The following is a 21,819-nucleotide window of genomic DNA, read 5'->3' as shown; positions in this document are numbered from 1 at the left end:
CCCCGTCAGTGCGCCGGGGTACCGAGGTAAGCCTCGATCACCGCTGGATTGCTCTGGACCTCGTGCGGCAGGCCCTGCGCGATGACCTTGCCGTAGTCGAGCACGGTCAGGCGATTGCACAGGCCCATCACCAGCTTCACGTCGTGCTCGATCAGCAGGATGGTCTTGCCATCGCTGCGGATCTTGTCGAGCAGGCCGCGCAGTTCCACCTTCTCGGTGGCGTTCATGCCAGCGGCGGGCTCATCGAGCGCCAGCAGCTTGGGCTCGGTGGCCAGCGCCCGCGCGATCTCCAGGCGGCGCTGGTGGCCGTAGGACAGGTTGCGCGAGGTGAAGTGCGCGTACTTGCCGATGCCGACGTACTCCAGCAGGTCATGCGCCCAGTCTTCCACCGAGTGCTCCTCGCGCCGGACAGAAGGCGGGCGGAACACCGCGCCAAAGAGGCCAGCCTTGGTACGCACATGGCGGCCCACCATCACGTTTTCCAGCGCGGTCATCTCGCCGAACAGGCGGATATTCTGGAAGGTGCGGGCAATCCCGGCCTTGGCGACTTCGTGCACGGCGGTCGGCTGGTAGGCCTTGCCGCCCAGCACGAACTCGCCGGAGTCCGGTGTGTACAGGCCGGTAATCACGTTGAAGAAGGTGGTCTTGCCGGCCCCGTTGGGACCGATCAGGCCGTAGATTTCGCCCGGCTTGATCTGCAGGCCCACATCGGACAATGCCTGCAGGCCGCCGAATCGCTTGTTGACCCCCTGTACAGACAGGAGGAGATTCTCGTTGCTCATGATGTCCTCCTGGTCAGAAACGGCCAACGCTGCCGGGGCGGCGGATCACCGGCCGGTCTTCCTTGCGCGGCGACGGCCACAGGCCCGCCGGGCGATACAGCATCACACCAACCAGGGCCAGCCCGAACAACAGCTGGCGCAGCACTTCGGCGTCGACGATGGTATGGCCGAAGAGCATGTTCTGCGCCGGCTCCGCCACGGCGCGCAGCAGTTCCTGGAAGCCCACCAGCAAGATACCGCCCAGGATCACGCCAGGAATGTGACCCATGCCGCCCAGCACCACGATGGCCAGGATGTAGATGGACTCCCACAGCACAAACGACTCGGGCGACACGAAGCCCTGGAAGGCGCCGAACACCGCGCCCGACGCGCCGCCGAACGACGCGCCCATGGCAAAGGCCAGCAGCTTGATGTTGCGGGTGTTGATGCCCATTGCCTTGGCGGCGATCTCGTCTTCGCGGATGGCCACGAAGGCGCGGCCGATACGCGAGTTCTGCAAGCGCAGGCAGATGAACACGATGGCGATCACCAGCACGACCAGCAGGTAGTAGTACATGAACACCGGCGTGAACTTCAGCCCGAAGATCTCGTGCGACTTGGAGAAATCGAAGCCGAAGATGTGGACCGGGTCCACCGCGGTGATCCCCTTCGGGCCATTGGTGATGTTGAGCGGCCGGTCGAGGTTGTTGAGGAAAATGCGGATGATCTCACCGAAGCCCAGGGTCACGATGGCCAGGTAGTCGCCGCGCAGCTTGAGCGTTGGTGCACCGAGCAGCACACCGAACGTTGCCGCCACCAGCACCGCCAGCGGCAGCACGAACCACATGGAGAGGTGCAGGCCATTGGGGAAAAGCTGGTGGATCCACTCGAACTGGTTGGCCAGATGGGGCGAGCCCAGCAAGGCCATCATGTAGGCGCCGACGGCATAGAAGGCGATGTAGCCAAGGTCGAGCAGGCCGGCAAAGCCCACCACGATGTTCAGGCCAAGCGCCAGCATGATGTAGATCAGCGCGAAGTCGAGCACGCGCACCCAGTAGTTGCCGCCCAGCGTCTGCACCAGGAACGGGGCGCACAGGGCGATGACCAGGAAGCCAAGCAACGCGGCCATGGTCTTGGTCGGCGTCTTGGTCAGCGGCGCAGCCTGCGCCGCCGGGGATGGAATCGGGGTATTCATGGATTCTCTCTCCTTAGGCGCGTTCGGAAACCCGCTCGCCCATGATGCCGGACGGACGGAATACAAGGACGATGATCAGCACGATGAAGGCGAACACATCCTGGTAGTTGGAGCCAAACACCCCGTTGGTGAGATCGCCGATATAGCCGGCGCCGAGCGCTTCGATCAGGCCCAGCAGCATGCCGCCGACCATGGCGCCAGCAAGGTTGCCGATGCCGCCCAGCACCGCGGCGGTGAACGCCTTCAGGCCCGGGATGAAGCCCATGTAGAAGTGCGCATTGCCGTAGTTGGTGGCCATCATCACGCCGGCCAGCGCGGCCAGCGCCGCACCGATCATGAAGGTGGCCGAGATGACGAAGTTCGGGTTCACGCCCATCAAGCCTGCCACCTTCTGGTTCTCGGCGGTGGCGCGCATCGCGCGGCCCAGCTTGGTGCGGTTGACGAGGGTCAGCAGGCCTGCCATGACCATCAGCGCCATGCCGATGATGACGATTTCCTTGCCCGTGATGGTGGCGCCGGTCGAACCGATATCGATCGGCGACGAGGGCAGCAGCTGCGGGAAGGTCAGCGGGTTACGCGACCAGATCATCATCGCCAGGGTCTGCAGGATGATGGACACGCCGATGGCGGTAATCAGCGGAGCTAGCCGGGGCGCGTTGCGCAACGGCCGGTAGGCGACCCGCTCGATGGTGTAGGCCAGCACGGCGCAGACCGGCATGGCGATCAGCGTGGCAATCACCAGCGTGAGCCACTCCGGCAAGCCGGGGAAGAACTTCTGCAAGCCAAGTATGGCTGACAGGGCGGTCAGCGCGCCGATCATCAGCACATCGCCGTGGGCGAAGTTGATGATCCCGAGAATGCCGTAGACCATGGTGTAGCCGAGTGCGATCAGCGCATAGATGCTGCCGAGCACCAGACCGTTCACGATCTGCTGGATAAAGATATCCATGAAAACTCCTTGCTTCCGTCCAAATTCCCTCGGCATGGTGTGGATGTCGGGGGGACGTTGATATGTGGGTGGTTTGGTAGTGTCGATATTTGCTGGTAAGCGGCCTGCCTACTCCACCCATGGTAAGGATGCTGCACGTATGGCAAGGCTAAAAAAACGGCACCGCAACATACTCGCGGTGCCGTTCGGATGGGCCGGTAAGCCCGGTTTACATCTTCACGACATCAAGGACGGTCTTCTTCTTGTCCTTGTACTCATACAACGTGATGGTGCCTTCCTTCATATCGCCCTTTTCATCAAAGGCGATGTTGCCGATCAGGCCCTTGTAGTTGGTCTTGGGCATCTCGGCCAGGATGGCCGCCGGCTCAGTCGAGTTGGCGCGCTTCATGGCGTCAACGATGACCATGACGGCGTCATAGGTGAACGGTGCATAGATCTGCACCGGCGCATTGAAGCGAGCCTGGTAGCGCTTGTCGAAATCCGCGCCCTGTTCCATCTTGGACAGCGCCAGACCGGCTTCCGAGCAGATGATGTTGGACACGGCATCGCCGGCCAGCTCAGCCACCTTGTCGGTACAGACGCCATCGCCGCCAACGATCTTGGAGCTGATGCCGAGTTCCTTGGCCTGCTTGGCGAACGGGCCGCCGGTGGCATCCATGCCGCCGTACATGATCACGTCGGGCTTCTTGCCCTTGATCTTGGTCAGAATGGCCTTGAAGTCAGTAGCCTTGTCGTTGGTGGCTTCACGTGCCACCACGTTCACGCCAGAAGCCTTGGCGGTCTTCTCGAACTCGTCGGCCAGGCCCTTGCCGTAGGCAGTGGCATCGTCGACGATGGCCACGCTCTTGGCGTGCAGGCTCTTGGTGGCGTAGTTAGCCAGTGCCGGGCCTTGCTGGGCGTCGGTGGCCACCACGCGGAACGTGGTCTTGAAGCCTTGCTTGGTGTAGTCGGGGTTGGTCGACGACGGCGAGATCTGCACGATGCCGGCATCGCTATAGATCTTGGAGGCCGGAATCGATACACCCGAGTTCAGGTGGCCAACCACGGCCACGACCTTGGCATCCACCAGCTTCTGCGCCACGGCGGTGCCCGTCTTCGGGTCGCCTGCGTCATCTTCGCCGACCAGCTCGAGCTTGATCTTCTTGCCGTTGATCTCCAGGCCGGTCTTGTTGACTTCTTCCACGGCCAGGCGGGCGCCGTTCTCGTTGTCCTTGCCAAGGTGAGCGATGCCGCCGGTGAGCGGTGCCGCATGGCCGATCTTTACTACGACATCGCCGCTGCCCGCTGCCGGCGCGGTGGCCGCGGCAGGAGCCGATGCTGCCGCATCAGCGGGCTTTTCTTCTTTCTTGCCACAAGCAGTAACCAGCGCCACTGCGGCTGCGATCGGCAGAATCTTGGCAAACGTGATTTGCATGAGTGATCTCCTAGGATTCACATGATCAGGGTAAACCAACGCCCCCCGGACGTTTCCCTGAACCGCCTTAGTTTAGTTTCAATTTGAAACGCGCGAATTGTATTCCCTTTTTATACGGATGCAATATGCGACGCAACAACCTGAAGGATTAACCCACCAAATGAGCTAGGGAATTTCCCCAATGCACACATTGGGGCAATTCCCTCCCACATGGAGGCTAGCCGTTGATACTAACAAGATTCGTGCCTACCGCTTGCCACAGGTTGGTTTTGCAGCCCTTAAGTCACTTGCAAGGTCGTGTATTAAATAGGTGTTTCATTTAATATCGACAGTCTCATTCAAATACAACGCGCGAGTGCACCGGCACCATAATAGGGAAATCCCCAATTACAGGGATTTCCCTTATTTGTCCTTTTAAGCAGACAAGCATAAGACCGTTCGCGCCTGACTTGTGCATTATCCAAGGGATAGCAGGCAATATAGAGTGCTATATATTGGTGCAACTCTGGAGAGAGAATGGTGCGCAAAGGCGTGCAACTGCCGTGCAACTGGCGCGCGAGGGGTGCGCCTGCCGGGCAGAAGCGGCCGCGCAAAAAGCAACGGCCCGCTAGAGCGGGCCGTTTTGCCAGACAGTCAGGTGAAGCAGGCTGATCAGGCGGACGTGACCTGTTGCAGGCCGCGCGGCAAGGGGAACGACATCTTCTCCTCGATCCCGTCCAGCGCGCGCACGTTGCGCGCACCCAGAAGGTGCAGGCGCGCGACAATGGCCTGTGCCAGTGCCTCAGGGGCTGAGGCGCCGGCGGTCAGGCCGATGCGGCGCTTGCCCGCGATCCATTCCGGCTGGAGCTGATCGGGTGAATCGATCATGTAGGCCGGCACGCCCAGGCGCTCCGCGAGCTCGCGCAAGCGGTTGGAGTTGGAGCTGTTGGGGCTGCCCACCACGATCACCACCTCCACCTGGGGCGCCATGAACTTCACGGCATCCTGGCGGTTCTGGGTGGCGTAGCAGATGTCCTGCTTCTTGGGCTCGCGGATCAGCGGAAAGCGCGCCTTGAGCGCGGCGACGATCTCCAGCGTTTCGTCCACCGACAACGTGGTCTGGGTCACGAATGCCAGGCGCTCGGGATCCGCTACGCGCAGCTTGGCGACATCCTCGGAAGACTCGACCAGCAGCATGCCGCCTTCGGCCTGCCCCATGGTGCCCTCGACTTCAGGATGGCCTTTGTGGCCGATCATGATGATCTCGCAGCCCTCGGTGCGCATCTTGCCGACTTCCACGTGCACCTTGGTCACCAGCGGGCAGGTCGCATCGAAAACGTTCAGGCCGCGCACGGTGGCATCGGCGCGCACTTCCTTGGATACGCCGTGGGCGCTGAAGATCACGGTCGAGCCGGGCGGCACTTCCTCGAGCTCCTGCACGAAGACCGCGCCCTTGCGGCGCAGGTCTTCCACCACATAGGCGTTGTGGACGATTTCGTGGCGCACGTAAATCGGCGCGCCGTAGCGTGCAAGGGCGCGCTCGACGATCTCGATGGCGCGATCCACGCCAGCGCAAAAGCCGCGCGGCTGCGCCATCAGGATCTCGGCATCGGGGGCTGTGGTGGGTTCAGACATGCAAGGATTCGACTCAAGGGTGCCGGCACGAGGCCCGGCCGGTGGTCTGCTTAGAGAATGCCGATCAGCTGGACATCGAACAGAATGGTCTGTCCGGCCAGCGGGTGGTTGAAATCGAACAGCGCCGACGTCGTGCCGATCTCCTTGAGCACACCGGCGTACTTACCGCCGCCGGGCGCATTGAACTCAACCAGGTCACCCGGCGCGTAGTCCTCTTCAAATGAAGAGTTCTCGCGCAGCGTCGCCAGCGAAACCCGTTGCAGCAGATCGGGGTTGCGCGGGCCAAAAGCGTGCTCCGGCGCCAGCCGGTAAGTCATGCGCTCACCCTCCGGCATGCCCAGCAGCGCCTGCTCCAGTGTAGGCGCGAACTGGCCTTGCCCCAGCAGCAGCGTGGCGGGCTTCTCCGCGAAGGTACTGACGATCTCAGTGCCGTTCTCCATGGAGATGCTGTAGTGAAGGGTCAGGAAGGAGTCCGCCTGCACGGTCTTGCGGAGATCCGCGGCGCCGTCCCCATCCTTCGGGCCGGAAGCAAAAGTTTGCAAAGTCATAGGTGCTCAACCAGTGTTGGGTAGGGACAGGTCCTTCCGGACCCATCCCCCCCCTCAGAACCGTACGTGCGAGTTTCCTCGCATACGGCTCAAGCCTACACAAAACACCTTCAGATCGAAGGTACCGGCTTCACAACAGAGAGGCCGTGGTTATGTACTTGAACATGACAGTTCGGATGCAGCAGCACGCGATTTCCTAGAGCATCTGATCCCCCGCTAACGCGGTAGACGATGTGGTGATCATGCCACCCAGTCTCTTTGGTCATCTTGCACTGACAGAGCGCACACAATCCTCGCTGGGACATGTAGAGCTTAACCCATCGCTTCCGGTGCGCCATGCTGTTGAGCATGCGTTCCTGCCGCAAGGCTTCGCCGTACATCTCCTGCGCCGGGTCAAAGGGGTTAAATTCGCCTTTGACTTTCTTGTGACGCTTGATGGCTGTTCCCGCAAGCGAGTACAACGTCATCAGCACCTCACTATCGTCGCTTTTCGTGACAGTGGTTCCAAACACCCAGTTCCGCTGCCCCTCAGATACGAAATACTTAGCTCGTACCCAGTCGGCCCTCTTCCCAGGATGTCTCCGCTTTGCCCATCGCCAGATAGCACGAAATATGTCGTGCCCCAGACGATTGAACGCCGCCTTCGCAACAACGGGGCTGTGATACTGCGCCCAGCCCCTCAGCATCGGGTTCAACAGCCGAATTAGCTCCGACTGCTTCACCGTCTTGTGGCTACTTATGACCTCCTTCACCTTGCGATAGAACGCTTGCACGTTCTTCTTGCTCGGCTTGATGAGCAGCGTTCCCGAGTACTTCCGGAAATTCCACCCTAAGAAGTCAAAACCTTCCGCAATGTTGACGATACGCGTTTTCTCCGTCGATAGCGTCAGTCCCCTTACCGCCAAGAACTGCTCCACCCATGGCTTCACTTCGCGTTCTAGTACTTCCGGCGTACTGCCGGTGATCACGAAGTCGTCCGCATACCGCACTACATTCACTTTCAGCTTCTTCGTGTTGGCGACCCCCAGCTTTGTCCCTAAGAACTTCACTAGTTGCTCTTCCAACCCGTTCAGCGCCACGTTTGCCAGCGTTGGGGAGATGATGCCTCCCTGCGGCGTTCCAGCATCGGTTGCCTGAAACTGGCCCTGAAATACCACGCCAGCCTTCAACCACTTCCGGAGGATCACTCGGTCCGTCAGGACATTGCTTTCCAACCAGTCATGGCTGATATGGTCGAAGCAGCCTTTGATATCCCCTTCCAGAATCCATTGGGCCGAGGCCTTTTTGGACAGGTTCAGGAACAGCTGGGACATGGCATCCGCCGTTGAACGATTGATTCGAAACCCATACGAGTTCGGATCGCTCGTCCCTTCGGACACCGGCTCCAGCGCCAGCAGGTATAGCGCCTGCATGGCTCGATCCAACATGGTCGGAATACCTAGTGGGCGTTCCTTCCCATTGGCCTTAGGGATGTAGACCCGCCGCAATGGCATGGGCCGATACCCTCGGCGCTTCAACTTCCCGATGGCTTCCCATCGGGTTTCAGGCGAATCCCACAGCACACGATCAACGCCTGCCGTTTTCTTCCCACGATTTTCTGTCACTCGCCGGACCGCCGATGCCTTGGCGGACCACGAGCGGGTCAGCGATCGTTGCAGAGCTTTCACCCTGCGCCAATCCCTGTCCTGCGTTGCCTTCGCAATTCGTATCTGCATCTCCCGAACGTTCCGTTCCACTCGGCGCCAATTGATGGCATCCCAGCATTGCGGTGCGCCGGAGAGCGCAGATTCATCCTCTCGGATCAACTCTTCCATGCTGCTCTCCTGTCTTGAGAATTCTTCCCAAAATCCAGAGACAACATGCCCCTGAGGGATTGTTGTCCCTCAGGGAAAAAACTTCGGTTTCAAGCGAGATCTGTCAGTCGTCCTGCGACGATAGACCCGTTGGAAGTCTGCCCGCTTTCGCGTGGGATGATGTCTCAACCCCTATCCGGACCATTACAGCCCGGCGTTCGCTTTTTCCAACCTCCCATACCCGCACAGTCAACAGCGTTCCTTGCGGTTCGCCTGCCTTAGCCCTACTGCACTTTGGCAACCCTACGGGCTTACCACGTTCCCTGCACGCTACAAGACCGGGTTAGGGCCTGCCTATTCGCCGATGGTCGTTTTGACGACGTGCCCCGAATGTTGAGCGGGACAACCGACCAAACACCTTTTGGTTAGTGCCTATCAGCAGCTTTGGCACTGCAATACTCACGACGTTTATCAGCAGTTCACTTACGTTACCCATACCAGCCAGCCTAGCTCCTCAACCCCGTTCTGCTCGGAGTATCTGCTGCCCTACCTCGCGGCAGGACAGCACCCTTGCGGGGGCTACATTGCCAGGAAAGCTTCACACCCCACCGTTACCAGTGACGCATGTCTCCCTAGGCTACTGCTAGTCGCATAGCAGGTTCTCTATCTGGACGTCCTCACGGAAGTATCAGATCGAACCATAGCGTGCAGAGCTTTCGCTCCGCTCGATTCCTACCTGCCAGTCCAACAATGGACCGGACCTACAAATGCTATCGCCTTGTGGGCGAATGGCATCCGCCCACTGGCGCTTCGACGACCCATCCGGGTCGTTTTCACGAAACAATGTGTCGGCAACCGACACGTATTCAACGCCAAACAAACCCCATACTGCGGGTTGGATGGAGCTTCCCGCCGATGGCAGGAAACAACCATCGGGGGGTGCTGACCGGTAAGCCAGCCTTGCAGAACAACGCCCAAGGGACGAACCCATGGGTATCAGCAGGTGCTAGCGGCGTCAGCTATGGTGGGCTGCGTTTCGCTAACTATTGAAGGACATCGTGGGCCGGAAAACCGCCTGCCCACTGCCTTCTAGGGTCGATGCGTCTAACGCGACGCTTACGGACACGAGTGTGCGTGTCGCACCAACAACCCGTATTGTAAGCGACTCGACCGAGCGCCGCCTTGTCCGCGGTGCCATTGTTCCGAGGGGATCGTGCCATGCGCATTACCGATTGGCCCAGCAGCGAGCGGCCACGCGAAAAACTGCTGAGCAGCGGGGCCGCTACGCTCTCAGATGCCGAACTGCTCGCCGTGTTCCTGCGCGTGGGTGTGGTGGGAAAAAGTGCCGTCGACATCGCCCGGGAGCTGCTAAACGATTTCGGCACGCTCAGCAGCCTGTTTGCGGCGGACGCCGGGCAACTGGCACGCATCAAGGGCGTTGGCAGCGCCAAGTACGCGCAATTGCAGGCGGCCCGCGAGCTGACCCGGCGCGCGCTGGGCGAGCAGCTGCAGCTGCCCGGGGCACTGGATTCCCCCACGGCGGTGCGCGACTACCTGCGCCTGTCACTGGCGGGACTGGCCTACGAGGCGTTCCTGTGCCTGTTCCTGGACGCGCGCAACCGCCTGCTTGCCAGCGAGGAGCTGTTTCGCGGCACGCTGACCCAAACCAGCGTCTACCCGCGCGAAGTTGCCCGCAAGGCACTTTCATATAACGCCGCGGCGATCATCGTGGCGCACAACCATCCGTCGGGGACCACCACGCCCAGCGCTGCCGACCTCACCATGACCCGCGCGCTGTCCCGCTCCCTGGCCCTGATCGACGTGCAAGTTCTTGACCATTTCATCGTCGCAGGTAGTAACATCCACTCCTTCGCCGAACACGGCCAGCTGTGATGCAAGATGCGATGCGTGTTGTGATGCGCACCGCACGGATGCACACCCCTGAACGGTAAACGAGAGAAGGCATTGATTCACCAGTGCTTTCCGGTCTATAATGCTCGTTTGCTGAAGTCTCAACCGCTGCAGTCCGGGCCAGCGCGCCTTTTGTTGATCTGTTGCGAACATTGTCCACGTAGAAGAGTTAGGAGTGCTTCATGGCACGCGTCTGTCAAGTGACCGGGAAAGCGCCGATGGTCGGCAACAACGTTTCCCACGCAAACAACAAGACCAAGCGTCGTTTTCTGCCCAATCTGCAGAATCGTCGTTTCTTTGTTGAATCGGAAAACCGCTGGGTGAGCCTGCGCGTCTCGAACGCCGGCCTGCGCCTGATCGACAAGAAAGGCATCGACACCGTGCTCGTGGATCTGCGCGCACGTGGCGAAGTCTAATTAGGAGCACATCATGGCCAGCAAGGGCGGACGCGATAAAATCAAGTTGGAGTCGACTGCAGGTACGGGTCACTTCTACACGACCACCAAGAACAAGCGCACGATGCCGGAAAAGATGGAGATCATGAAGTTCGATCCCGTCGCCCGCAAGCACGTGTCGTACAAGGAAACCAAGATCAAGTAATTGATCCTGTCTTCCGCATGCCGATCGCGCGGCATGTCTGTAGAAACCCCGCTCACGCGGGGTTTTTGCTTTTTCGGGCAGCATGCGCCGCATTGCGTAGCCAACGCCTCCCAACCCCCTGCCTCACGCGTGGCTTGCCTGCCCACGCAAGCCCGCCGGCGGTGTACACTTTCCAGCTTTCCTGCCTCCCGACCGCGCGTCGCGCGCGTCTCTCGCACCATGAACTTCGATGTCGCCATTGTCGGCAGCGGACTGGCCGGTCTGACGGTCGCGCTGCAACTGGCCGACACCCATCGGGTTGTCATCATTTGCAAACGTGCCATGACGCAAGGCGCCAGCGACTGGGCCCAGGGCGGCATTGCCGCGGTCCTGGACTCAGGCGACAGCCACGATGAGCACACGCAGGACACCCTGGTGGCAGGCGCCGGCCTTTGCGATGACAGCGCCACGCGCTATATCGTCGAGCACGGGCGCGAAGCAATCCAGTGGCTGATCGACCGCGGCGTGCCGTTCACCCGCGATGACCAGGCAGAACTCGGCTACCACCTCACGCGGGAAGGCGGCCATAGCCGTCGGCGCATCATCCACGCGGCGGACGCTACCGGCCATGCCGTCGTGTCCACGTTGAGCGAGCAGGCGCGCCAGCATCCCAATATCACGATCATCGAGGACCACTTCGCAGTGGACCTGATCACTTCGCGCAAGCTTGGCCTGCCGGGCAACCGCTGTTACGGCCTCTACGTGCTGGACGACGCCAGTGGCGAAGTGCAGACCATTACCGCCACCCACACCGTGCTGGCGACAGGCGGCGCTGGCAAGGTCTATCTCTACACCACCAACCCCGACACCGCCACCGGCGACGGCATCGCCATGGCCTGGCGCGCGGGCTGCCGGGTGTCGAACATGGAGTTCATCCAGTTCCACCCGACCTGCCTGTATCACCCCTACGCCAAGTCTTTCCTGATTTCGGAAGCGGTACGCGGCGAAGGCGGCCTGCTGAAGCTGCCCGACGGCACCCGCTTCATGCCGGAGCACGACGAGCGCGCCGAACTGGCGCCGCGCGACGTGGTGGCGCGCGCGATCGATTTCGAGATGAAGAAGCGCGGCCTGGACTACGTGCATCTGGACATCAGCCACCAGCCCGAATCCTTCCTGCGCGAGCACTTCCCGACCATTCACGCACGGTGCCTGGAACTTGGTATCGACATCGCCCGCGAGCCCATCCCGGTGGTACCGGCGGCGCACTATACCTGCGGCGGCGTGGTCACCGACACCGCGGGCCGCACCGATCTGGCCAATCTCTACGCCGTGGGCGAGACCGGCTGCACGGGCCTGCACGGCGCCAACCGCCTGGCCTCCAATTCGCTGCTCGAATGCATGGTGATCGGGCGTGCGGCAGCCCTCGACATCGCCGGACAGGACAAGGCCGGCCAGCCCGACATCGCCCTGCCCCAGTGGGATGAAAGCCGGGTTGCGGATGCCGACGAGGAAGTCGTGGTCTCGCACAACTGGGACGAACTGCGCCGCATGATGTGGAATTACGTGGGCATCGTACGCACCAGCAAGCGGCTCGAGCGCGCCCAGCACCGCATCACCCTGTTGCGCGAGGAGATCGCGGAGTACTACGCCAACTTCCGCGTCACGCGCGACCTGCTGGAGCTGCGCAACCTGGTGGAAGTCGCCTCGTTGATCGTGGATAGCGCATATTCGCGCCATGAAAGCCGTGGCTTGCACTTCAGCCGCGACTATCCCGAGACGTTGCCGAAGGCGCTGCCCACGGTGATGCAGCCGGTGTTCAAGCGGGAACGGGCGAAGTAAGCCCGCGCCTGGGTCTCGCCATGAAAAAAGCGCGCCTTGGCGCGCTTTTTTCATGCTCTGACCAATCCCGCTTATTCGATGATCCGCAACGAATAATCCGTCGCGCGCACATCCTTGGTCAACGCCCCCACTGAGATCCGGTCCACGCCGGTTTCTGCAAAAGCGCGGATCGTGTCTGCACTGACCCCGCCCGAGACCTCCAGCAAGGCCCGCCCGGCATTGATACGCACGGCATCGCGCATCATCGCCTCGGTAAAATTATCGATCAGGATCGATTTCGCGCCAGCCGCCAATGCCTCTTCCAGCTCGGCCAGGTTTTCCACCTCGACCTGGACCGACACACCAGCATCCAGCGCGGCCGCTGCCCGCATGGCGGCGGTGATGCTGCCGGCCGCGGCAATGTGGTTTTCCTTGATCAGGATGCCGTCGTATAGCGCCAAGCGTTGGTTGTCGCCGCCACCGACCCTGACCGCGTACTTCTGCGCCAGGCGCAGGCCCGGCAACGTCTTGCGGGTATCAAGCACGCGCGCCCGGGTACCTTCGACCAGGTCGGCATAGCGGCGCGTAGCGGTCGCCACGCCGGACAGCAACTGCAGGAAATTCAGCGACGGCCGCTCTGCGGTCAGCAGCGAACGGGCCGGGCCGGTGATCTCGCAGACCACCGAGTCCGGCACCATGCGAGCACCCTCGGCCTGTTGCCAGACGACCTGCAACGCGGGATCGACCGCGCGCATGCACGCCTCGAACCACGGCTGGCCGCACAGCACGGCTTGCTCGCGCACGATTACGCGTGCCCGCGCCGGCTTGCCAGCGGGCACCAGCATGCCGGTCAGGTCGCCGCTGCCGACATCTTCGGCAATCGCTGCGCTGACATTGGCCTGGAGCGCCCCGGCGAGCGCCGGGCCGTAGCTGTCGAAGATAGCGTTGCGGCTCGAATTCACGGTATTCACGTTTGAATTGCTGCTCATGCCGGGCCGATTCCCTTGAACAAGGCCTGCTCGCTCGCCAGGTCGGCCTTGGGCCGCACATTGGCCTTCTGCTGCGCGGCGAAGTCGAGCATGCGGTCGATGCAGGTCACGGCCTGGCGGCCGATGTCCGCGTCGACATGGATTTCGTTATGACCGTTCTCCAGCACTTCGGCCAGATTGGTCAGTGCGTTCATCGCCATCCAGGGGCAGTGCGCACAACTTTTGCAGGTCGCGCTGTTGCCGGCAGTGGGGGCTTCGATGAAATGCTTGTCGGGCGCGGCCAGGCGCATCTTGTGCAGGATGCCGTTGTCGGTCGCGACGATGAACTCGCGCGCGTCCAGCTCCTTTACCGCCGCGATCAGCTGCGAAGTCGAGCCCACCACATCGGCCTGCTCGACCACATTGGCCGGCGACTCCGGATGCACCAGGATCTTGGCATTCGGAAACTCCCGGCGCAGCAGGTCAAGCTCGATGCCCTTGAACTCGTCATGCACCAGGCAGGAACCCTGCCACAAGAGCATGTCCGCACCGGTCTGCTTCTGGATATAGCCGCCCAGGTGCTTGTCCGGGGCCCACAGGATCTTCTCGCCGCGCGCGTGCAGGTGCTCGACAATCTTCAGGCCAATGCTGGAAGTCACCATCCAGTCGGCGCGCGCCTTCACGGCAGCGCTGGTGTTGGCATAGACCACCACCGTGCGATCGGGATGCGCGTCGCAGAACGCGGCGAATTCGTCGGACGGGCAGCCCAGGTCAAGCGAGCAGGTCGCGTCCAGATCGGGCATCAGCACGGTCTTTTCCGGGCTGAGGATCTTTGCGGTCTCGCCCATGAAGCGGACCCCCGCCACCACCAGCGTCTTGGCCGGATGATCGCGGCCAAAGCGCGCCATCTCCAGCGAGTCCGACACGCAGCCGCCGGTTTCCTCGGCCAGGTCCTGCAGGTCGGAATCAACGTAATAGTGCGCGACAAGCACCGCATTGCGTTGTTTCAGCAGGGTCTTGATGCGCGCTTTGAGCGCCGTGCGATCCTGTGCCGACAGCACAGGAGGCACTTTGGCCCAGGCGTGGGCGACACAGCTGCCGCCCTCGGGGGACTCCGTCGAGAGGTTCGGCTTTTCGAACTCGACGGCTTTGATCGTTTGGGGGGTCATCTCCGATACTCCTCTTGGACAGCGTGCCTCGGAATTCCGCTTGGTATCCGCTTGTCGCTGCTGGCCCTGATATTGGGGGAGTTTAGCGAAAACAAAAGCCCCGCCAGAGGCGGGGCTTTTGGGCGAGCTAAATTGTATCAGGCCACGCCAGCTCGGGCATCAGCCCGCATCAGGCATAACGGCGCAGGCGCAGCGAGAAATCGTGCAGTGCCTGGATGCCGCTGGCCTCGGCGCGGTGGCACCAGGCCTGCAGCTGCGCCAGCAGCTGTTCGCGCGTCAGGTTGGAGCGGCCCCAGATCGCGGCCAGCTCGCGGCGCATTTCCACGAAGGTATGCAGCGACTTGTTCTGCTCCACGATGCTGGCCAGTTGCTGGCGCTGCGGATCGGCCAGCTTGGCTTCTTCGCGGTGGAACCACTTGCGAGCCGGCTTGAAGCTGCTGTACTCGGCCACGCGGGCTTCCTTCAGCTTTTCCAGTTCCTGCTTGTAGGCGCTCTTGACCGCCTTGGCATAGCGCGCCATCACGTCATAGCGATTGGCAATGATGGCTTCCAGCGTGTTGTGGTCAACCGGGCGGGCATCCACCAGGCGCGCCTTCGGCGGGGTCTTCTTGACCTTGGCCAGGCCAACAGCCTGCATGGCGCGGATGTAGCCCCAGCCGATATCGAACTCGTACCACTTGATCGAGAACTTGGCCGACGTCGGGTAGGTGTGGTGGTTGTTGTGCAGTTCTTCGCCGCCGATGATGATGCCCCACGGCGAGACATTGGTCGAAGCGTCCTCGCAATCGTAATTGCGATAGCCCCACCAGTGGCCCAGGCCATTGATGATGCCGGCGGCGTGGATCGGGATCCACAGCATCTGCACGGCCCACACGCTCAGGCCGATCACGCCGAACAGGGCGACGTCGATGATCAGCATCAGGCCAACGCCTTGCCAGCCAAAGCGCGAGTAGACATTGCGCTCGACCCAGTCGTCAGGCGTGCCATGACCGAACTTGGTGATGGTTTCCTTGTTCTTGGACTCGGCACGATACAGCTCCGCGCCTTCCAGCAGCACCTTGCGGATGCCGCGGGTCTGCGGGCTGTGGGGATCGTCTTCGGTCTCGCACTTGGCGTGGTGCTTGCGGTGAATGGCGGTCCACTCTTTGGTGACCATGCCAGTGGTCAGCCACAGCCAGCCACGGAAAAAATGCGAAACGATAGGGTGCAGGTCCAGCGACCGGTGCGCCATGCAGCGGTGCAGGTAGATGGTTACGCCCGCGATGGTGATGTGCGTCACCACGAGGGTGTAGATCACAATCTCCCACCAGGACCAGTTGGCGAGGCCATTAGCGGCCCAGTCAAGAATAGTGTCGAACAAACTGTTCTCCGTCGATTAAACAGGGGCATTCAGTGCGGCACGACAGGGCGAGCCGCAAACAAGGTGCAGAAAAAGGACTGCAAATTCAATGATTGCGTCATACGGCGCCTGCCTGAAACCCCGGCATTCGCCGGAGCCCCCAAGGCACGCGCGCCTGGCGCCATGGGCAAAACTGCTGCCTGCCGGCGGACTGGACACGAGCCGCTGCAATCTGGCGGCTGTCTGGTGTGGGGCGGGAGGTCGAACAAACTCACCCGAACGAAACGTGCTTTTCGAATGAACCCGCAACTACCCTGGATTCTACCGGAACCGCATCGCACGGACATCCGCTTTTTCCCTCAGTTTGACGCTAAGCAACACGGATTGTTCCATAAGGTGGCCTAAACGCCCCGTGAACGCTCAGGATGCCGAACCACTGGGGACGCCCGGCAAATCGGTACGCGCCTCTTGCACCTCTTTTACGGGGCCACCATGGCCGTCGAATTCCACTTTCCCCAGCACCCGTACCTCTCGCTGCGGATACGGGATCGAGATGCCATGCTCCCTGAACTTCCGCCATATCGCCCGGTTCATCGCCGATTGCACGCCCAGCTTACCATTCTGAGGATCGGCGATATAGCCCGCAAGCTCGTATTCGATGCCATTGTCGCCGAACAACACCAGAAATGCCGACGGACCCGGCTGCGCCATCAGGCGCGGGATATCTTGGGCGGCCTCTACGAGCAAGGCGAGCACCATTTCGGGGTCTGCTGCGTAATCGGCCTGTACACGTGTCGCCACGCGCACATGGGTATTGGAGAACGAATGGTTCTGCACCGCCTGCGCCACCAGTTGCTCGTTCGGCACCAGGGTTTCGCCATCGCCGTTGCGCACCACGGTGTACCGCGTCCGGATCTGCGAAACGATCCCCGTGTACTTGTCGACGGTGATCTGGTCGCCCAGCTTGACCGAGCGGTCCAGCAGGATGATGAATCCGGAGATGTAGTTGCTGGCGATCTTTTGCAAGCCCAGCCCCAGGCCAACGCCCAGCGCGCCACCGAACACAGACAGCACGGTGAGGTCGATGCCGACCAGCGACAGGCTCAGCAACAGGGACACGAGCAGCAGCAGCGCCTTTGAAATCCGGCTCAGAACCACCTTCAGGTTGCTGTCCAGCCCGGTCGACCGCATCAGGCGCTCTTCCAGCCATGAGCCGAACCACATCGCCACCAGCACGGTGACCAGGATCCAGACGATGGCCACCAGCGTATCCGCCAGGCTGATCTTCTGCTTGCCGCCCAGCGAAAAGCGAATGTCGTCCATCCATTGCACCACATCCCACAGCAAACCCAGCACATAAAGCGCCATCGCCACCCAAACCAGGGTCGTCAGCACTTTTTCGACCAGTAGCAGCATGCCCTGCAACTGGCCATTGCCCGACATTACCCGACGCAGGATGTAGAAGGCGAAATACAGGAAGGTAATGCCGGAAAGAGGTACCAATGCAAGCCGTAGTACGCTGATGGACATCATCGGCTCCAGCCCGAAGCGCGCACCCATCACCAGCAGCCAGCCGAACAGCGGGAACATGGCGCGTTCCAGGCTGGCGGCGGCGAAACGCAGGGAGAAGCTGGATCCGGCGTAGCGGGCTTTGAGGCGCTTGACGATCAACCTCGCCAATGGCCAGGCCACCGCCAGGCAAGCGGCAAGCACCGCCAACTGCCAGATGAAGCCAGGGCCACCCGCGTCGCGGATCAGATCATCGAGCATCTTGCCAAAGGCCGGATGCGCAACATGGAGTTCGTTCAGGGAAATGGGGTTCATGCTCTGCCGTGGCTGGCAGGGTCCATCCGGTCAGGATCGGCGGTCCCTGGCAAGGTAAGCGGGACCCTGCATGACGTGACTGCATGCCCCGCGGCCAAAAAGTCAGCCATTCTAGCCGCCCTGCTCCGCGCGGCGCTACGCCGAGGCCGAGCACGGTCAGCCGCACCTTCGCCGGCAATCCGGCGGGCGATGCCACGGCTCGGCAATGCGTTGCAGCCGATCCCGCAGGTCCGCCCCGGGATGCAAGGGGCCACATAGCAGGTCGACGCAATAGTCGATCACCCGCGCCCGCCCGGGCGGGTTCAGCATGCCGTGGTCCAGGCCTTCGACGGTCTCGATCTGCAACTGCGAGAAGCCGGCGAGGCCGGCCAGCGTCGGCCCGAAGAACCGCGCCAGCTCGAAAGGCCCGGGATCGTCCGGGCCGAACAGCAGGCGCAGGGCCGTGCCGCGTGCGTCGAGCGACTGGAGCAAATCCTCGATCTCCCGCTGCTCGTGCGCGGCAGGCTCGGGCAGGACCGATGCCGCATTGATGCCGGGCGCCCCCTCTTCTGCCGTAGGTGCGCTGCGGCCATGGATCAGCCACCGGGGCCGGGTGAAGGTCTCCCGGCGCAACAAGCGCTGCAGGTTGACCAGCACGGCGCCCACCAGGCCCGGGTGCGCGCCCGCGGCGTGCAGGCTGACATTGGCGCCATAGCTCACGCCGAAGGCCACCACCTCGCGATGGCCGTGGGCAAGCAGCCAGTCGCAGGCGGCGACGGCATCGCGGTACCCCTCCGGATCGGCCGGCACCCCGGCGATGGCCTGCGCGCCAACGGAAGCATCCCCGATGCCCCGCACATCGATGCGAAACGAGGCAACACCGCGTGCCGCCAGCCGGCGCGCCAGCATGACCCCGCAACGGCCAGCACCGACGTGATGCGTGCCGCCGGAATTGTTGATCAGCACAGCCGGCCGCTCGATGCGCGGCCCGAGCGGCTCGCACAGCATGCCGAACAGGCCCTGGCCAAAGCGCACCGGCGTTTCCACGCACTCGCCGACGCGCAGGCACGAAGCCGTCCCTGCCGTCATCGCGCGGCCACCCGGGGCTGGCTCGCCAACTGGTGCCGCTGGCCCCAGCTCGGCAATCCAGCCGGCCACCTCCGCGAAGGTCGCATCCGGTGGCGTGCCATGCAACGGGTCCTGCAACCAGTCGATCAGGCCAGGGAAAGGCACCATCCGCACCTGCGCGCCCAGCGTGCCGTAGTGGCACGCCAGCGGGGCCATCTGAGGCTCACCGCCCGCGATCAGGATTTGCGGGGCGGGGGCGCAAGGCGCATTGAGCAGGTCGATGCCACCAAGACCATGGATCGCGGCATCGGTGAAATGGATGCCCAGGATGTCCATGCCCGATTGCCGGCCAGCGCCAGGCGCCGGCCCCGCCTCCACAGCGCGGCAAGCAAGCGAGCGCCAGGTCTGCGCGATCATCTTCATCTCCCGCACCAGCATCCTGCCGCTCGCCACGGGCGCAAGCAGCGCCAGCGCGTCGACGCGCCGCCAGGCCACGCTGCGCCCGGCGGCCAGTGCCGCCAGCGAGGCGCCCCCGCGCACGCCCAACAGAACGAGTTCCTGAGCACCGGACAAGCGCCTGAGCAACTCGCCGGCGGCATCGATCCCGGCAAGCCAGGCGTCGACACAGGACGCGCCCGGCGCGCCGGCATGTTCGAGGTCGGCAGAGTCACCGGTGCCGGGATAGTCGAACCTGAGCACGGGCACGCCCTGGGCCGCGAGCCGCTCCGCCAGCCGCGCCAGGCCGGCATGCGTCCACAAGGCTTCATGCCCGATCGCATTGCACAGCAGCACCGCGCGCTGACCCTGGGCCGGGTGGTACCAGCCAAAACATCCGTCGAAATGCAGCGGCGTCATGGCGCAAACGCCTTGCGGCTCGCCTGCCGTGCGCCCCCCGCACCAATGGCCAGGCGCTCGCAGCGCGCCAGCAACTGGCCGCGATCGATCTTGCCGTTCACGTTCATGGGAAGGCCGTCGAGGCAGACGATGCGATCCGGCTGCGCGTAGACCGGCAGGCTCTGCCTGCACGCCTGCTGGATCCGCGCCATGCGCGCACCGAGTTCGCCCGACGAGGCTTCGCCCGATGCCTGCACAAAGGCGACCAGCCCCATCGGCTTGCCGGCGTTATCCAGTGGCCACGCCAGCACGGCGCACTGCGCGCTGCCGCTGGCAGCCTGCACCACCTGCTCGATCTCCTGCAGTTCCACGCGGTTGCCGCGAATCTTCACCTGCATGTCGATGCGCCCGTGATAAAGCAAGCCGTCGAGGGATTCGGCCACGGCATCGCCGGTGCGGTACCAACGGCTGCACGCCCGTTCGGGATAGGCGCGAGTAAAGAAGCGCTGCGCGTCGAGTGGGTTGGCACCGAGATAGCCCTTGGCAAGCTGCGCGCCGCCGATCAGCAGTTCACCCTGCGCGCCGGGCGACACCGGTGCAAGCGCATCGTCAACGACCATCAGCTCGACGCCGGGATATGGCTGGCCGAGCGGCACCGCAGGGCGCGACGCATCGGCAAGAAACGCCTCGGTCAGCTCGAAGGTGAGCATGATCACCGTCGCTTCGGTGGGTCCGTAGCCATTGACGATGCGCGTGTTCGGCGCCGCCCGCGACCACGCCCGCGCCAGCGTCTTGGGCAAGGCCTCCCCCCCCATCAAGGTCATCCGCACGCTGGGAAACGCGCAGGGCGTGAGCTTGCGAAACTGCTGCATCAGCGCCAGCACGGAGGGCACGCTGGCCCAATGGGTAATCCTGTGCTCCTGGATAAATCCGGACAGGTAAAGCGGATCTTGGAGCGCGGGCACATAAAGGCAGCCCCCGTTCGCCCAGCAGATGTGCATGTCATGCACCGAGAAATCGAAGGTGAGATCGGCGAACTGGCTGAAGCGGGCGCCGGGCTCGCTTGGAAAGCGCTGCATCTGCGCGCTGACATAAGCCACGGCACTGGCATGCGGGATCATCACACCCTTGGGCGGCCCGCTGGTGCCGGAGGTGAAGATCAGGTAGGCAAGATCGTCTCCCGAGACGACGGCAAGCTGGCCAGGCGGGTCATGCACGAAAGGCGCGGGCGGCAGCGGGGCGAAGCGCGCGCTGCCGCCCGGACATCCGGTTGACGGCAGCGACTCCGGATCCAGCATGACGATGTGCAAATCCGGGGGCAACAACGGCATCAACGCCTCAAGCTGCGGTGCGCATGCACGATCGACCAGCATCACCCGCGCGCCCGAGCGCTCGACGATGGCGGCGTTGCGTGCCGACGGGAATCTGGGGTGCAACGGCACATAGGCCATGCCCGCCGCAAGCACGCCGAGCAGGCCGGCGTACGCTGAGACGCTGCGGTGCGCGAACAGGACGCAGTTGCGGCTCCCGCCCCCTGCATACGCCGCCAGCGCGGCACTCACGCGGCCCGCGCGTGCGCGCAGTTCCTCGTAAGTGTAAAAGCGTCCGTCGACCCACAAGGCGTGGTCGCCGGGCTGCCGCGCAGCCATATCGAAGAAGAATGAATGCAACATCCCGCCTCCCAACCGAGCGCGCCGCCCCCATTGCGGGACCGGCGCGTTCTGAAACCCCGTCCGAAAGTTGTGCCGGCGCCGATCCACCCGGCACGGTCGCGCGCCGTTGTACTTGCCTGGCGCGCGTTGTCTTGCCAACTTAGGCTGCATTGCCCAACAAGACAAGTTGCACCGCCTTAAATGTATTGAACTTAAGATCTTTTTCCATTCGTGCGAATGGGGGGTGCGAATGGAGGCGGACTGCGCTCTATGATGGGCGCCTTCGCGTAGCCGGGAGCGGGTATGCGCCGGCCAGCCTCGCGCTGGCAGCATGCATGGCCGGGTTCCCCGCGCCGACGCGCGCCACAAAGGATGAGGAGCCGCCCAGAAGGCTTAGTCCATCA

At 62.7% G+C, this 21,819-nt stretch carries 17 protein-coding genes; 4 read left to right on the top strand and 13 right to left on the bottom strand.

All coding sequences use genetic code 11. From position 1 onward, the window contains the following. Nucleotides 1–5 precede the first annotated feature (5 nt). The 7 genes from AC1DQR_RS12580 to ltrA all read right to left on the bottom strand — a co-directional run bounded on the left by AC1DQR_RS12580 (nt 6) and on the right by ltrA (nt 8,295). Nucleotides 6–782, bottom strand: coding sequence for an ABC transporter ATP-binding protein (locus AC1DQR_RS12580; RefSeq protein ID WP_043349258.1), 777 nt, complete (start codon nt 780–782; stop codon nt 6–8). Between the two features lie 13 nt (nt 783–795). After that, nucleotides 796–1,956: an ABC transporter permease subunit gene (locus AC1DQR_RS12575; protein ID WP_416049605.1), complete on the bottom strand. Its 1,161-nt coding sequence runs from the start codon at nt 1,954–1,956 to the stop codon at nt 796–798. A gap of 13 nt (nt 1,957–1,969) precedes the next feature. Continuing rightward, a complete protein-coding gene (locus tag AC1DQR_RS12570; protein WP_174425539.1) occupies nt 1,970–2,905 on the bottom strand; it encodes a branched-chain amino acid ABC transporter permease in 936 nt (311 codons plus the stop codon). Between the two features lie 208 nt (nt 2,906–3,113). After that, entirely contained in the window at nt 3,114–4,319 is a 1,206-nt protein-coding gene (locus AC1DQR_RS12565) for a branched-chain amino acid ABC transporter substrate-binding protein (RefSeq protein ID WP_043349269.1), read from the bottom strand. A 651-nt stretch (nt 4,320–4,970) separates the two neighbouring features. Continuing rightward, a complete protein-coding gene (gene ispH / locus AC1DQR_RS12560) occupies nt 4,971–5,933 on the bottom strand; it encodes a 4-hydroxy-3-methylbut-2-enyl diphosphate reductase (RefSeq protein WP_416049606.1) in 963 nt (320 codons plus the stop codon). Between the two features lie 50 nt (nt 5,934–5,983). After that, the gene (locus tag AC1DQR_RS12555; RefSeq protein ID WP_416049607.1) at nt 5,984–6,481 is read right to left on the bottom strand and encodes an FKBP-type peptidyl-prolyl cis-trans isomerase; all 498 of its coding nucleotides are present in this window, start codon (nt 6,479–6,481) and stop codon (nt 5,984–5,986) included. A gap of 110 nt (nt 6,482–6,591) precedes the next feature. Continuing rightward, the gene (ltrA, locus tag AC1DQR_RS12550; RefSeq protein WP_416049608.1) at nt 6,592–8,295 is read right to left on the bottom strand and encodes a group II intron reverse transcriptase/maturase; all 1,704 of its coding nucleotides are present in this window, start codon (nt 8,293–8,295) and stop codon (nt 6,592–6,594) included. A gap of 1,197 nt (nt 8,296–9,492) precedes the next feature. Between ltrA and radC the strand changes: the two genes are divergently transcribed. The 4 genes from radC (at nt 9,493) to nadB (ending at nt 12,603) form a co-directional block, all read left to right on the top strand. Continuing rightward, nucleotides 9,493–10,167, top strand: coding sequence for a RadC family protein (gene radC / locus AC1DQR_RS12545; RefSeq protein ID WP_416049609.1), 675 nt, complete (start codon nt 9,493–9,495; stop codon nt 10,165–10,167). Nucleotides 10,168–10,367: 200 nt separating this feature from the next. Continuing rightward, entirely contained in the window at nt 10,368–10,601 is a 234-nt protein-coding gene (gene rpmB / locus AC1DQR_RS12540; protein ID WP_006157507.1) for a 50S ribosomal protein L28, read from the top strand. A gap of 13 nt (nt 10,602–10,614) precedes the next feature. After that, nucleotides 10,615–10,785 (top strand): 50S ribosomal protein L33, encoded by a 171-nt coding sequence (rpmG, locus tag AC1DQR_RS12535; RefSeq protein WP_006157508.1) that lies wholly within the window; start codon nt 10,615–10,617, stop codon nt 10,783–10,785. A gap of 219 nt (nt 10,786–11,004) precedes the next feature. Next, a complete protein-coding gene (gene nadB, locus AC1DQR_RS12530) occupies nt 11,005–12,603 on the top strand; it encodes an L-aspartate oxidase (RefSeq protein ID WP_183036764.1) in 1,599 nt (532 codons plus the stop codon). 71 nt (nt 12,604–12,674) lie between these two features. Here nadB and nadC read toward each other — a convergent pair whose 3' ends face one another. The 6 genes from nadC to AC1DQR_RS12500 all read right to left on the bottom strand — a co-directional run bounded on the left by nadC (nt 12,675) and on the right by AC1DQR_RS12500 (nt 21,436). After that, the gene (gene nadC / locus AC1DQR_RS12525) at nt 12,675–13,571 is read right to left on the bottom strand and encodes a carboxylating nicotinate-nucleotide diphosphorylase (protein WP_416049610.1); all 897 of its coding nucleotides are present in this window, start codon (nt 13,569–13,571) and stop codon (nt 12,675–12,677) included. Continuing rightward, nucleotides 13,568–14,719: a quinolinate synthase NadA gene (gene nadA / locus AC1DQR_RS12520; protein ID WP_174425546.1), complete on the bottom strand. Its 1,152-nt coding sequence runs from the start codon at nt 14,717–14,719 to the stop codon at nt 13,568–13,570. The genes nadC and nadA overlap by 4 nt, the downstream gene beginning before the upstream one ends. A gap of 169 nt (nt 14,720–14,888) precedes the next feature. Continuing rightward, nucleotides 14,889–16,079 carry a DesA family fatty acid desaturase gene (locus AC1DQR_RS12515; RefSeq protein WP_043349288.1) on the bottom strand — a complete coding sequence of 397 codons (1,191 nt, stop codon included), beginning with the start codon at nt 16,077–16,079 and terminating at the stop codon, nt 14,889–14,891. Between the two features lie 399 nt (nt 16,080–16,478). Then, nucleotides 16,479–17,882 (bottom strand): mechanosensitive ion channel family protein, encoded by a 1,404-nt coding sequence (locus AC1DQR_RS12510; protein ID WP_477133088.1) that lies wholly within the window; start codon nt 17,880–17,882, stop codon nt 16,479–16,481. Nucleotides 17,883–18,038: 156 nt separating this feature from the next. After that, the gene (locus AC1DQR_RS12505) at nt 18,039–19,784 is read right to left on the bottom strand and encodes an alpha/beta hydrolase (protein ID WP_477133087.1); all 1,746 of its coding nucleotides are present in this window, start codon (nt 19,782–19,784) and stop codon (nt 18,039–18,041) included. Continuing rightward, the gene (locus AC1DQR_RS12500; RefSeq protein WP_477133086.1) at nt 19,781–21,436 is read right to left on the bottom strand and encodes an amino acid adenylation domain-containing protein; all 1,656 of its coding nucleotides are present in this window, start codon (nt 21,434–21,436) and stop codon (nt 19,781–19,783) included. The genes AC1DQR_RS12505 and AC1DQR_RS12500 overlap by 4 nt, the downstream gene beginning before the upstream one ends. Between the last annotated feature and the right edge of the window lie 383 nt (nt 21,437–21,819).

The organism is Cupriavidus sp. 05L411 (assembly GCF_056398045.1).
Note: the sequence above shows the minus strand (reverse complement) of the source record. Positions and strands in the feature narration are given on the sequence as shown.

Bases quoted from the DNA above. Each gene is read 5' to 3' on its own strand.
- ispH (WP_416049606.1), bottom strand. From the start codon at position 5,933: ATGTCTGAACCCACCACAGCCCCCGATGCCGAGATCCTGATGGCGCAG.
- radC (WP_416049609.1), top strand. From the start codon at position 9,493: ATGCGCATTACCGATTGGCCCAGCAGCGAGCGGCCACGCGAAAAACTG.
- nadC (WP_416049610.1), bottom strand. From the start codon at position 13,571: ATGAGCAGCAATTCAAACGTGAATACCGTGAATTCGAGCCGCAACGCT.
- AC1DQR_RS12570 (WP_174425539.1), bottom strand. From the start codon at position 2,905: ATGGATATCTTTATCCAGCAGATCGTGAACGGTCTGGTGCTCGGCAGC.
- rpmB (WP_006157507.1), top strand. From the start codon at position 10,368: ATGGCACGCGTCTGTCAAGTGACCGGGAAAGCGCCGATGGTCGGCAAC.
- AC1DQR_RS12580 (WP_043349258.1), bottom strand. From the start codon at position 782: ATGAGCAACGAGAATCTCCTCCTGTCTGTACAGGGGGTCAACAAGCGA.
- nadB (WP_183036764.1), top strand. From the start codon at position 11,005: ATGAACTTCGATGTCGCCATTGTCGGCAGCGGACTGGCCGGTCTGACG.
- ltrA (WP_416049608.1), bottom strand. From the start codon at position 8,295: ATGGAAGAGTTGATCCGAGAGGATGAATCTGCGCTCTCCGGCGCACCG.
- AC1DQR_RS12555 (WP_416049607.1), bottom strand. From the start codon at position 6,481: ATGACTTTGCAAACTTTTGCTTCCGGCCCGAAGGATGGGGACGGCGCC.
- nadA (WP_174425546.1), bottom strand. From the start codon at position 14,719: ATGACCCCCCAAACGATCAAAGCCGTCGAGTTCGAAAAGCCGAACCTC.
- AC1DQR_RS12500 (WP_477133086.1), bottom strand. From the start codon at position 21,436: ATGTTGCATTCATTCTTCTTCGATATGGCTGCGCGGCAGCCCGGCGAC.
- AC1DQR_RS12565 (WP_043349269.1), bottom strand. From the start codon at position 4,319: ATGCAAATCACGTTTGCCAAGATTCTGCCGATCGCAGCCGCAGTGGCG.
- AC1DQR_RS12505 (WP_477133087.1), bottom strand. From the start codon at position 19,784: ATGACGCCGCTGCATTTCGACGGATGTTTTGGCTGGTACCACCCGGCC.
- AC1DQR_RS12575 (WP_416049605.1), bottom strand. From the start codon at position 1,956: ATGAATACCCCGATTCCATCCCCGGCGGCGCAGGCTGCGCCGCTGACC.
- rpmG (WP_006157508.1), top strand. From the start codon at position 10,615: ATGGCCAGCAAGGGCGGACGCGATAAAATCAAGTTGGAGTCGACTGCA.
- AC1DQR_RS12510 (WP_477133088.1), bottom strand. From the start codon at position 17,882: ATGAACCCCATTTCCCTGAACGAACTCCATGTTGCGCATCCGGCCTTT.